10 protein-coding genes and 1 pseudogene are annotated in these 12211 nt (G+C 63.6%); 5 read left to right on the plus strand and 6 right to left on the minus strand.

What is annotated here, in order from left to right; translation table 11 throughout:
- Positions 1-124: 124 nt before the first annotated feature.
- Both AC07Y0_RS21665 and AC07Y0_RS21670 read left to right on the plus strand, forming a co-directional pair.
- Positions 125-778, plus strand: a pseudogene (locus tag AC07Y0_RS21665) (ABC transporter permease); the annotation flags it as partial.
- A gap of 169 nt (positions 779-947) precedes the next feature.
- Positions 948-1052 carry a hypothetical protein gene (locus AC07Y0_RS21670; protein ID WP_498680304.1) on the plus strand — a complete coding sequence of 35 codons (105 nt, stop codon included), beginning with the start codon at positions 948-950 and terminating at the stop codon, positions 1050-1052.
- Between the two features lie 246 nt (positions 1053-1298).
- Here the strand turns inward: AC07Y0_RS21670 and AC07Y0_RS21675 are convergent, their stop codons facing one another.
- The 4 genes from AC07Y0_RS21675 to AC07Y0_RS21690 all read right to left on the minus strand — a co-directional run bounded on the left by AC07Y0_RS21675 (position 1299) and on the right by AC07Y0_RS21690 (position 6703).
- Positions 1299-4499 carry an efflux RND transporter permease subunit gene (locus AC07Y0_RS21675; protein ID WP_498679704.1) on the minus strand — a complete coding sequence of 1067 codons (3201 nt, stop codon included), beginning with the start codon at positions 4497-4499 and terminating at the stop codon, positions 1299-1301.
- Positions 4496-5485: an efflux RND transporter periplasmic adaptor subunit gene (locus AC07Y0_RS21680; protein ID WP_498679705.1), complete on the minus strand. Its 990-nt coding sequence runs from the start codon at positions 5483-5485 to the stop codon at positions 4496-4498. The genes AC07Y0_RS21675 and AC07Y0_RS21680 overlap by 4 nt, the downstream gene beginning before the upstream one ends.
- Positions 5486-5510: 25 nt before the next feature.
- Positions 5511-5711 carry a YgaP family membrane protein gene (locus tag AC07Y0_RS21685; RefSeq protein WP_115670428.1) on the minus strand — a complete coding sequence of 67 codons (201 nt, stop codon included), beginning with the start codon at positions 5709-5711 and terminating at the stop codon, positions 5511-5513.
- Between the two features lie 128 nt (positions 5712-5839).
- Entirely contained in the window at positions 5840-6703 is an 864-nt protein-coding gene (locus AC07Y0_RS21690; RefSeq protein ID WP_498679706.1) for a DMT family transporter, read from the minus strand.
- Between the two features lie 240 nt (positions 6704-6943).
- On the opposite strand from AC07Y0_RS21690, the gene AC07Y0_RS21695 reads away from it, so the two are divergent.
- The 3 genes from AC07Y0_RS21695 to AC07Y0_RS21705 all read left to right on the plus strand — a co-directional run bounded on the left by AC07Y0_RS21695 (position 6944) and on the right by AC07Y0_RS21705 (position 10390).
- On the plus strand, positions 6944-8140 hold the full coding sequence (locus tag AC07Y0_RS21695; protein WP_498679707.1) for an MFS transporter: 1197 nt from the start codon (positions 6944-6946) through the stop codon (positions 8138-8140).
- A 253-nt stretch (positions 8141-8393) separates the two neighbouring features.
- Positions 8394-9644 carry a flavodoxin-dependent (E)-4-hydroxy-3-methylbut-2-enyl-diphosphate synthase gene (gene ispG, locus AC07Y0_RS21700; RefSeq protein ID WP_498679708.1) on the plus strand — a complete coding sequence of 417 codons (1251 nt, stop codon included), beginning with the start codon at positions 8394-8396 and terminating at the stop codon, positions 9642-9644.
- A gap of 80 nt (positions 9645-9724) precedes the next feature.
- Positions 9725-10390, plus strand: coding sequence for a YiaD family glycine zipper/OmpA-like lipoprotein (locus tag AC07Y0_RS21705; RefSeq protein WP_498679709.1), 666 nt, complete (start codon positions 9725-9727; stop codon positions 10388-10390).
- 52 nt (positions 10391-10442) lie between these two features.
- Here the strand turns inward: AC07Y0_RS21705 and AC07Y0_RS21710 are convergent, their stop codons facing one another.
- Together AC07Y0_RS21710 and AC07Y0_RS21715 are read right to left on the minus strand one after the other, a co-directional pair.
- Positions 10443-11090: a LysE family translocator gene (locus tag AC07Y0_RS21710; protein ID WP_498679710.1), complete on the minus strand. Its 648-nt coding sequence runs from the start codon at positions 11088-11090 to the stop codon at positions 10443-10445.
- A gap of 125 nt (positions 11091-11215) precedes the next feature.
- Positions 11216-12118, minus strand: coding sequence for a polyprenyl synthetase family protein (locus AC07Y0_RS21715; protein WP_498679711.1), 903 nt, complete (start codon positions 12116-12118; stop codon positions 11216-11218).
- Positions 12119-12211 lie beyond the last annotated feature (93 nt).

The raw sequence follows: 12211 nt of genomic DNA on the forward strand, positions 1-12211 counted from the left end.
GAAGAGGGCGTGAAAGGACAACCGACAACCTCTTTTTGCCATAAAATATAACTCATTCTAACAACGCGCGACGCAGGCATGCGGCCAGGAAGCACGAGGCGTTGGCGAGGGCAGACGGAGAGATATGTGTTTTCTGACGCATATACGCATTGTCTCGGCACTCCTGATCCGTGAAATGTCGACCCGCTTCGGCAACAAGCCGGGTGGCTACATCTGGGCCCTGCTGTTGTTCATCTTCCAGGCTATCGCCCATGTTCCGCTGCTCTGGGACCAGCTTTCCGCTGTTTTTCGCTGCCCGTTATATCGGCTTTCAGTTTTGTCAGGCGACTTCAGGCTATGTCAATGACGCGCTAAAGGCCAACAGGACGCTGCTGAGCTATCCAAATGTGGCTCCGATTGGCATATTCGCCGCTCGCTTCTTCCTCCAAATCGGCACGACAACCTTCGTCGCGTTTTTGCTCCTAGGTTCGATAGGCCTCACCCTGCGCATGCCATTGATTCTGAGCTGGGCAGATACTATCGAGGCTGCCGCGCCGGATTGTTGGCTTTCGGCGTCAGCCTGTCCAATACGGTATTGTTCTTGCGCTATCCGATCTACGAGAAGATTCTCCAGATCGTGAACCGGCCTCTTTTCATGCTCTCGGGTGTGTTCTTTCTGCCAGATGCGCTTCCTCACCCGTTTCGGGACATCTTGCTTTACAATCCCATTGTCCACGCGATGATGTCGTTCCGCAAGGGTTTCTATCCTGAGTATCGCGCCGCCGTGCTGGACATCGACTGTTCACGATGCTGGTGATGGGTATGCTGTTTTTCACATCTACACCTGGGCTCTGCGCGACGAATGATCCGGTTGGAGCATGCTTCCAAATTCGTCTATGTTTAACGTATCAAGGAGTCGATTTTCGATGGGGTGTCGCTGGCGCTGAAACGGGTTCGCAGCGTGGCGGCTGCTCGGGCGAGATGGCGCGGGCAAGTCCATGCTGTTGCGGCTCTTTGCGGGGACCATCAGGCTCGGCAGCGGACGTATCGTCCGCGAAGGCCACATCTCTTAGCCTCTCGAACTCCAGGGCAGTTTCCAGCCGAATCTCGCAGGCGAGCAGAACTTCCGCTTCGTGGCCCGTGTGTATGGCGTGGATTCCCAGAGGCGGATCGACTACGTGGCCGATCTTGCCGAACTTGGAGCGTTCTTCCGAGCAGCGACCGGGCATAATCGACGCGATCAGCAAAATAGCCTGAACGAGAAAGGCCCGGGAACACAGGTTCCCGGGCCTTTCTCGTATTTGTTCTATGCCGTCCGGTCAGGTTCTGAGCACCCGGTAGATTGCCGGGATGACGAGCACGGTCAGCAGCGTCGACGAGGCAAGACCGAACAGGAGAGAGATCGCCAGACCCTGGAAGATCGGGTCGGTGAGGATTACCGCCGCGCCGATCATCGCGGCCAGCGCGGTGAGCAGGATCGGCTTGAAGCGGATCGAACCGGCCTCGATCAGCACGTCGGTCAGATCGCGATCCGGCGTCTTCGCGTGGCGAATGAAGTCCACCAGCAGGATCGAATTGCGCACGATGATGCCGGCCAGTGCGATGAAGCCGATCATCGAGGTTGCGGTGAACGGTGCACCGAACAGCCAGTGACCGCCGAGAATGCCGATGAAGGTCAGCGGGATCGGCGTCAGGATGACGAGTGGCACCTTGAACGAGCCGAACTGGGCGACGACCAGGATGTAGATGCCGAGCAGGGCAACCATGAAGGCGGCGCCCATGTCGCGAAAGGTGACCCAGGTCACTTCCCATTCGCCGTCCCACAGAAGCACGGACTTGTTCTGGTCCATCGGCTGGCCGTGCAGGGCGATCTCCGGCTTGGTCAGTCCGGTCCAGTCCTGGCTGTCGAGCGCGTCCTGCACGGCGAGCATGCCGTAGAGGGGAGCTTCGTAGTCGCCGGCAAGCTCGGCCGTCACCATTTCGGCATAACGGCCGTTGTGGCGGAAGATCGGGAACGAGGCCTGTTCTTCCCTGACGCGGATGACGTCGCCCAGCTCGACCACCGAGCGCGAGCCCGGGAGCAGGTTGGCGGGGATCGGCGTCGACAGGAACTTCTCGTCGAACACCTTGGCGCCCTTGGGCCGGCTGATGACGATCGGGATCGGCGCGCGGCCGTCGCCGCGGTGCGAATAGCCGAGTGTCGTGGAGCCGTTGAGGATCGACAGGGTGTCGAACACGTCGCTTTCGGAGACGCCGAAGAAGTCTAGGTCGTCACCGGAGATCGTGGCGCGAAGACGGCTGGCCGGCTGGCCGTAGCTGTCATCGACGTCGACGATGAAGGGGACCGACTTGAAGGCGGCCTTGACCTTTTCCGCGGTGGCGCGACGGGTGGCGGCATCCGGGCCGTAGATTTCGGCGAGCAGCGTCGCCATGACGGGCGGACCTGGCGGCGGTTCGACGACCTTCAGGGACGTGCCTTCCGGCACCTTCACTTCGGCAAGTAACCGCTGGCGCAGGTCGAGCGCGATCTCGTGGCTCGAGCGGTCACGCTCGGACTTCGGCGTCAGGTTGATCTGCACGTCGCCCATGTCGGGCTTCGAGCGCATGTAGGCGTGGCGCACCAGGCCGTTGAAGTTGAAGGGTGCGGCGGTTGCCGCATGGGTCTGGACGCTCAGCACTTCCGGGGTGTCGAGCGTTACCCTTGCAACGGCCTGGGCAACCGCATCGGTGGCCTCGACCGAAGAGCCCTCGGGCAGGTCGATCGTCACCTGCAGTTCCGACTTGTTGTCGAAGGGCAGCAGCTTGACGGTGACGTCCTTGGTGTAGAACAGCGCCAGCGAGCCGAGCGTCGCGGCGCCGACCAGCAGCAGGAAGATCCAGCTGTTTCTCTTGCTGGCCAAGATCGGCGTGGCAACCCTGGCATAGCCCGCGCCGAGGATACCGCCGGTCGCATGCGCGTCGTCGTGGTGGAGCTTGGCCTTGCCGGCGATCTTCAGCATCAGCCAAGGCGTGACGACCACGGCGACGAAGAAGGAGAAGATCATCGCGGCCGAGGCATTGGCCGGGATCGGGCTCATATAGGGACCCATCATGCCGGAGACGAACATCATCGGCAGCAGGGCGGCCACGACGGTCAATGTCGCAACGATGGTCGGGTTGCCGACTTCGGCGACGGCGTCGATCGCCGCTTCTCTCCGGTCCTTGCCGTCGTTGAAGCCCCAGTGGCGGGCGATGTTCTCGATCACGACGATCGCGTCGTCGACGAGAATACCGATGGAGAAGATCAGCGCGAACAGCGAGACGCGGTTCAGCGTGTAGCCCATCAGGTTAGCGGCAAACAGCGTCAGCAGGATGGTCATCGGAATGACGATCGCGACGACCAAGGCCTCGCGGCGGCCGATGGCGACCCAGACGAGGGCGATGATCGACAGCGTGGCCAGGCCGAGGTGGAAGAGCAGTTCGTTCGCCTTCTCGTTGGCGGTCTCGCCGTAATTGCGCGTCACCTCGACGTCCATGCTGTCAGGGATAAGGTTGCCCTTCAATTCCTCGACGCGGGCCAGGATTTCCTCGGAGACGAGAACGGCATTGGCGCCGGCGCGCTTGGCCAGTGCGAGGGTGACGGCCGGCACGCGCTTCAGCTCGCCGTTTTCGCCGCGGGTGACCGTCGAGGCACGGGCCTCGACCGTGTCGGTGACGAAGGAGACATCGGCGACATCGCGGACATAGACCGGCCGGTTGTCGCGGGTGGTCAGCAGCAGGTTGCCGATCTCGGTCGGGGTGGACAGCGTTTCGCCGGCGACGAGCTCGATCTGCTTGCCGTCGTTGCGCACCAGTCCCGTCGAGAAGGAGCGATTGGCAGCCGTCACCTTGGCGGAGAGCTGCTGCAGGGTCATGCCGTAGAGGGCGAGCTTTTCCGACTGGGGCGCGATACGGATCGCGTCGCCCGTCTCGCCGACCAGATAGCTCAAACCCACGTCGTCGATCTTTGCCATCTCGACGCGCAGCTCTCGGGCGACACGGGTCAGCGCCGTGGCATCGACGCCTGTGCCCTTCTCGGCGGAAGGGGTAAGCGTCAGGGAAACGATGGCGACGTCGTCGATCGTGCGGCCGACCACCAGCGGTTCGGGAATGCCGACCGGGATCGAGCCCATATTGGCGCGGATCTTGTCGTGGACGCGCAGGACCGCCGAATCGCCCGACGTGCCGACGATGAAGCGGGCCGTGACCATGACCTGGTCGTCGGAGGTCTGCGAATAGACGTGCTCGACGTCGTTGATGCCCTTGATGATGGTTTCGAGCGGCTCGGTGACGAGCTTGACCGCATCCTCGGCCTTCAGACCGTCGGCGCGCACGATGATGTCGACCATCGGCACGGAAATCTGCGGCTCTTCTTCACGCGGCAGCGTCAGAAGGGCGAGCAGGCCGAGCGCGAAGGCGGTGATGAGGAAAAGCGGCGTGAGCGGCGAGGTGATGAAGCCCTTGGTCAGGCCACCTGCAATTCCGAGACTAGGAAGCTTCATGGCAGCAGGACCTCTTCGCCGGCGGCAAGGCCGGTCAGGATTTCGGTCATTTCCTTGCCGTCATGCAGGATCGGCTTGGCGGTGACGACGGCCCGTTCGGCCGTGCCTTCGCCTGATCTGACCGTGACATAGTCGACACCGAAGCGGTTGGTGAGGGCGTTGACGGGTAGCAACAGCGCATCGCGCTCGCCGACGGGTACGCGCACCAGCAGGCGCTTGTTGACGAAAGCGGTCGGCAGGTCTTCGACCTCGACATCGGCGATGACGCGGCCATTGTCGATTTCCGGATAGATCTTGGCGAGACGTCCGGTGCTCTGGTGGCCGGTGCCGTTGCCACTGTCGATCTCGATGGACGCACCCTGCTGCAACAGGTCTGCATGGCGCTCCGGGATCGCCAGGCGAAGGAAGAAGCCTCCGCCGCCGATCGTTGCGACAGGCTCACCGGCCATGACGACCGCGTCCTTGGTGACCGGGACGGTCAGAACCTTGCCGTTCGCCGGTGCCAGAACTGCGCCTTCCTTGCCCTGTTCGACGATGACCGAGCGCTGGGCTTCGGCGGCGGCGATCTGGTTGCGGACCACATCGACCTGCGTACGCAGAGCATCCAGCCGCTGGGCCGTCGTTACGCCGCGCTTGATCAGTTCCTCGCCGCGCGTCAATTCCGACTGGGCGTTTTCCATCGACGCCCGCAGGCCGAGCAACTGAGCCTCGATCGCGGCGATCTGGAAGTCGATCTTGTCATCCCTGACCACGGCGATGACGTCGCCGGCCTTGACGTCGTCGCCTTCCGTCACCTTGAGGTCGACGACAGTGCCACCGATGCGCGCGCGCGCAGAAACGCTATCGCGCGCCTCGACGCGGCCATAGACCGCTTTCCATTCGGGGATCCTGACCGGATCGAGACGGAGCGTCTCGGCAGCAAACGAGCTGGTCGACAGGAGCGACAGGCCGAGAATGGCGGAACGCACGAGCGCCTTGGCTTTCATGGGGATTTCCTTCGAACAGGGATGCTCAGAATGCGCAGCCGGGACGGAAGCCGAGCTTCTTGAAGATCATCGCGGCGGGGCAGAAGCCGGTAAAGGCTGACTGTAGCATGTTAACGCCGATGAAGACGGTGAACCAGACGAAATAGGGATGGACGAAAGCCGTCAGAAGGACGGAAACCAGAACCATCACGCCGGCAAAGGCCAGCACGGCACGATCGAGAGACATAGCAACCTCCATGGATATATATCTACATATATTCGTATATACGATGGTTGGCGCAGTCGCAAGGACTATTTGCAGATAGCTGGAGGCGAAGGCGGGGAGCCGCAGAGCGAGCGCGACATTGCGCCCGGCTAGCGGCGTGACAGCATTCGCTCGCTGAAGATGATGATCAGGCCTGCGCTGCAGATCAGCGCCGCGCCGAAAAACACGTTGAGGGTCGGAATGTCGCGCCAGATCGCATAGCCGAGCGCAAAGGCCCAGACGAGCGAGGTGTATTCGAACGGCGCAAGCACCGAGATCGGCGCCCGGCGCATGCCCTCGAAGAAGGCGACCTGGGCCACGCCGCCGATCATGCCGGTCGCCAGTGACAGGCCGAGTTCCGTCATGCTCGGCGTATGCCAGACCTGGAACAGCATGGTGCCCGTCAGAACGAGGAAGAACATGTTGGTCACGCTCATCTGTACCAGGGTGCGGGCGCCCATGGCGGTGCGGCGCAGCAAGACGGTCGAGAAGGCCCAGAGGAAGGCGGCGAGAAGGGCGAGAAAGACCGGGGGCCGCAAGGTCATGCCCATCGGATTGGTGGCGATCAGCACGCCGATGAAGCCGACGACGACCGCCGTCCAGCGCGGCAGGGTCACGCGCTCCTTCAGGATCGGCACGGCAAGCAGCGTGGCCACCACCGGTGCCGCGTAGTACAAGGTCGTCAGTTCGGCAAGCTGCATCTCGCGGGCCGCATTGTAATAGCACAGCCATGCGCCGAGCAGCAGCAGGCTGCGGATCATCATCGGCTTGACCACCGGCGACCTGATCGCTTCGCTGACCATTGATGGCCCGCCGAACATCAGGCAACCGGCCAGGATGACGACGCTGCGGAAGAAGAGAATCTGCCAGACGGCGGTCGTCTCGACCAGCAGCTTTATAATGCCGTCATGCAGCGTGAAGAGGAAATAGGACAGGCTGGTCAGCAGGATGCCTAAGCCGACGGTTGTTTTCACGCATGCACCATGGAGGCAGGATCATTGACGGGGTCGGCGTCGCGGGGCGAAGCAGCCGGACGAGAAGAACGGACGCCATGTTTCCCTTTCGCCACCTGCTGTCAATTGCATCCTTTTGCACTTTCGCTGGGCGGCGCCTGCCATTTCGGCGGGAAACAAAATGTGAAATGCCCGCGTCGCTTTTGCCGTTGCCGTTTCAATCGATTTAAATAGAGTGCCGCAAATTCCGAGGAGAGGACGATGGCGGAAACGACCAACGATGCGGGCGCGCAGATGCGCGGCGGCTATTTCACCCGGACGCGGGCAGCCGTGTCGATGCTGTTCTTCATCAATGGCCTGATGATGGGCGCCTGGGCGCCGAAGATCCCGGTCTTCGCCAAGGCCCTATCGCTCAGCGAAGCCCATCTCGGCATGATGCTGTTCGTCTTCGGCATCGGTTCCCTGCTGCTTATGCCGATCGCCGGCATGCAGATCGCCCGCTTTGGCTCGAGCCCCGTCGTGCAGGTCGCAGCGCTGCTGTTCATTCCGACCATCATTGGCATCACCCTGGTTGATTCCGTCTGGGCCGGGGCCGTGGCGATCTTCCTGTTCGGCGGCCTCGGCGGTGCCATGGACGTGGCGATGAATGCCAATGCGGTGGAGGTCGAGCGTTCGATGCGGCGCTCGATCATGTCGTCCTGCCACGCTTTCTGGAGCCTCGGCGGGCTGGTGGGGGCGGCAACCGGCGGCCTGCTGATCGCAGCGCTCGGTGCCCTTGGCCACGCCTTCCTGGTGGCCGGCGTCGTGCTGGCTCTGCTGGCGCTCGCACGAACGATGATCCTCGTCGACCGGCCGCATCCCTCCGAACGGCGCGACCGGGCCAAGCTGCCGCTTTCGCCCTTGCCGTGGCTGATCGGTCTCGTGGCGCTGTTCTCCATGATTCCGGAAGGCGCCATCCTCGACTGGGGCGCGCTTTATCTCGGCAACGAACTGAACGCCTCGACGGCCCTGTCGGGTTTTGCTTTTGCTGCGTTTTCGTTGGCCATGGCGGCGATGCGCTTTGCTGGTGATCTTGTTCGCGATCGGCTGGGGGCCGTCAGGACGCTCAGGCTCTGCACGGTGGCTTCCTTCGTCGGCCTGGTGATTGCCGGCCAGGCACCGAACGTGACGATCGCGCTGATCGGCTTCGGCATTGCCGGCATCGGCATTTCCAACATGGTGCCGATCGCCTTTTCGGCGGGCGGCAACATACCCGGCCTTGCGCCCGGGATCGGTCTTTCGGTCGTCACCACGCTCGGCTATTCGGGCATCCTGTTTGCCCCGTCGATCATCGGGTTCATCGCTGAATATACCACGCTCTCGGTCGTCTATACCGCGGTGTCGCTGCTCAACCTCGTTGTGCTGGCGCTGTCGGGCCTGGCACGCCATGCCGACCGGGTCGGCGAGGCGCACAGCTAGGGCGTCGGGCGAAGGCCCGCCTCCCGCTTGCCGGCGCCGGTAGGGACGGCATTGACGGGCGCCGGCAGGGACGGCCGCGTTCCCAATTATGTGGATGGCGGACATGGACCAAGTTTCGGCCAAGATCTTGGATATATGGTGCAACTGCCGATCGGCCCGTTCGCCTGTTGGCCGTGCTTTAGAGCATGGTTGACAAGCGCGCATGTTTGATCCACCTGATTTTGACAAATTTCGCGCCGTTCAAGGGCATTCCATGACATCCGCAGACGAATTCGATCCCAAGCCGCGCCACAAAACCGTTGCCGTCGACGTCGGCGGCGTGATCGTCGGCGGCGGTGCCCCCGTCGTCGTGCAGTCGATGACGAATACCGACACGGCCGATGTCGATGCGACCGTCGCGCAGGTGGTCGCCCTGTTCAAGGCCGGCTCCGAGATCGTGCGCGTCACAGTCGACCGCGACGAGAGTGCGGCCGCCGTGCCGAGAATCCGCGACCGTCTGCTGCGCCTCGGGCTCGACGTACCGTTGGTCGGCGACTTCCACTATATCGGCCACAAGCTGCTGGCGGACCATCCCGCTTGCGCCGAGGCGCTGGCGAAATACCGGATCAATCCGGGCAATGTCGGCTTCAAGGACAAGAAGGACAAGCAGTTCGCCGACATCGTCGAGATGGCGATCCGCTACGACAAGCCGGTGCGCATCGGCGTCAACTGGGGCTCGCTCGACCAGGAACTGCTGACCCGGCTGATGGACAAGAACCAGGCGGAAGGCTTTCCGCTCTCGGCGCGGCAGGTGACGCGCGAGGCGATTGTGCAGTCGGCTCTGCTGTCGGCCGAACTCGCCGAGGAGATCGGCCTGCCGCGATCGAAGATCATCCTGTCGGCCAAGGTGTCCCAGGTCCAGGACCTGATCGCCGTCTATTCAATGCTGGCGCGGCGCTCCGACCACGCGCTGCATCTGGGGCTGACCGAGGCCGGTATGGGCTCCAAGGGTATCGTCGCCTCGTCGGCCGCCATGGGCTATGTCCTGCAGCACGGGATCGGAGATACGATCCGCGTCTCGCTGACGCCCGAGCCGAACGGCGACCGCACCCGCGAAGTGCAGGTGGCGCAGGAAATCCTGCAGGTCATGGGTTTCCGCCAGTTCGTCCCGGTCGTCGCGGCCTGCCCCGGCTGCGGCCGCACCACCTCGACCGTGTTCCAGGAACTCGCCCAGAAGATCGAGCAGGACCTGCGCAAGAACATGCCGGTCTGGCGCGAGAAATATCCGGGCGTCGAAGCGCTCAACGTCGCGGTCATGGGCTGCATCGTCAACGGACCGGGCGAAAGCAAGCATGCCGATATCGGCATTTCGCTGCCGGGCACCGGCGAGACGCCGGCCGCCCCGGTCTTTATCGACGGCCAGAAAGCGATGACGCTGCGCGGCACGAACATCGCCGCCGATTTCGAGGCGCTGGTCATCGACTATATCGACAAGCGCTATGGCCGGAAAAGCGCTGCCGAGTAGGCCGTGGAGGCCTGCAACTTCATATTGCCGCATTTGGCTTGTTGACGGAAACTAGAGTTTTTCCTGGAGTGATTCCGACGATGATCAAGAAAATGTCGATCCTCGCGTCCGCCGCGATTTATCTGACCGCCTGCACGACGACTGATCCCTATACCGGTCAACAGAAGACGTCCAACCTGGCCGGCGGCGCCGTTCTCGGTGCCGCGCTCGGCGCGGTCGGCGGCGCGGTGATCGGCGGCGGTGGCCGTGACAGCCGCAATGGTGCGCTGATCGGCGCCGGCATCGGTGCCTTGGCCGGCGGCGCGATCGGCAACTACATGGACAATCAGGAGGCCGAACTCCGGGCCCAGCTGCAGGGCACCGGCATTTCGGTCACCCGCATGGGCGACCGGATCATCCTCAACATGCCGTCCAATATTACCTTTGCGACCGACCAGGATCAGGTCATGCCGCAGTTCTATCCGACGCTGAATTCGGTGGCGATCGTGCTGCGCAAGTTCGACAAGACGCTGATCGACGTCAACGGCCATACCGATTCGACCGGCAGCGTTGCCCACAACGAGGCGCTGTCCGAGCGCCGCGCCATGTCGGTGGCGAGCTATCTCAACTCGCAGGGCGTCGACCCGCGTCGCGTCTCGGCTCTCGGCTTCGGCCCCAGCCAGCCGGTCGCATCGAACGCCACGGCGGAGGGTCGCGCGCAGAATCGCCGCGTCGAGATCCAGATCGCGCCGATCAAGGCCGGCTGATCCGGCGAAGACCGGTAAGAGTTCCAGGCGCCGCCATCCAGCGGCGCCTTCTTCATATGCGGGTGGTGAGCAGCTTGATGCCGGCGGCGGCAAACAGCAGACCCATCGTCGCGTCGATGCCGCGGCGGGCGGCGCGATAGGCGCGATAGGCCGGTCCGGTGGAAAACAGCAGGGCATAGCTGGTGAAGACGGTGAGGCCGGTCAGCAGGCAGCCGCCGACGATCAGCGCCACGGCTGCGGTCGAGGCGCCCTGCGGCAGCCCGAGCGAAATGATCGCCACCCAGGCAAAGATCGCCTTGGGATTGGTCAGGTGGATGGCATAGCCGAGCAGGAAGGTCCGCTTGAGGCTTCTCACCGGAACGGCATCCGCGGTTGCCAGCTGCAGGGCAGCGTCGGGGCGGCTTGCCGAGCGCAGCGCCTTGTAGGCGAGATAGAGCAGGTAGAGACCGCCGGCGATCTTCACCACCTGCAGCACGCCCGCATAGTGCGTCAGAAGGGCGGCAAGGCCGATCGAGGCGGCCATTGCCCAGGTGAACGAGCCGGCGAAGACACCAGCCGCCATGGCGAGCCCTGAACGGCGGCCCTCCGCGATCGACGTCGAGACGATCGCCATGACCGCAGGGCCGGGGCTTAGCACGGCAGCGAGATAGACGAGATAGGCCGCCACGATCTGCGGCAGGTGCTGGGCGATGTCGTTCATGGGGTCCCGTTCTCCTGGATCTGAAAGGGCAGCATAACGCCTCCCGCGCTCGGGCACATGTCAGATGATTTGATGCCCGCCTGTCCGGAAATTGATGATTCCGCGGAACGAATTGCCCGGATCGTTCAGTTCTTGCGGTTGGCGACGAAGCGGGCAGCCTCGACGAGTGTCCTTGCCCGATCGCCGTAGACGGCGATGAGATGCGTTGCCTCGCCGACCAGCCGGTCGAGTTCGGCCTCGGCCCAGGGCCGGCCCTTCAGCGCCACCAGCGTCCCCTTGCCGCGTGCGGCATCCTTGCCGGCAGCCTTACCGAGGGTCGCGGCATCCGAGGTGAGGTCCAGCAGGTCGTCGGCCAGTTGGAAGGCGCGTCCGATGATCTCGCCGAAGCGGCGCATGCGGTCGCGGTCTTCCGCCGGCGCTCCGGCAATGATGGCGCCCGCCTCGCAGGCAAACCGGATCAGCGCGCCGGTCTTCATCGCCTGCAGGGTGACGATGCCCGGCTCGTCGGGCGTCTCTTTTTCGGCCGCGAGGTCCAGTGCCTGGCCGCCGGCCATACCGCCGATGCCGGCAGCGCGCGCGAGGGCCAATACCAGTTCGATCCTGGCGCGGTCGGGCAGATGTGTTTCCGGCGCGGCGATGATGTCGAAGGCGTAGGTCAGGAGCGCGTCGCCGGCGAGGATGGCGGTCGCCTCGTCAAAGGCGATATGGACGGTCGGCTTGCCGCGCCGCAGATCGTCGTCGTCCATGGCCGGCAGATCGTCGTGGACCAGCGAATAGCTGTGCAGACATTCGAGTGCCGCCCCGACCCGCAGCGCCGCCGTCTCGTCGCCGCCGAACATTGCTGCACTTTCGACCACCAGAAACGGGCGAAGCCGTTTGCCGCCGTTCAGCGCGCCATAGTGCATGGCCTGAAGCAGACGGGCCGGCCGGGTGGTCTCCTGCGGCTGCACTTCGGCCGAAAGAAGCTGGTCCAGGAGCCTCTCGGTCCGCTTGGCTGTGGCGTCTAGCTTTGCATCGAATGGGATCATCGGGGCCTCCGTCGCGGCTATTTGGCATGGGGTTGCGGGGCTGGCAACGGGAATCTGGCCGGGAAAAGCCGCCCGCCGTCGCAAGCGGTCTGG

The sequence above is a fragment of the Allorhizobium sp. GW101-3B10 genome (assembly GCF_059424725.1).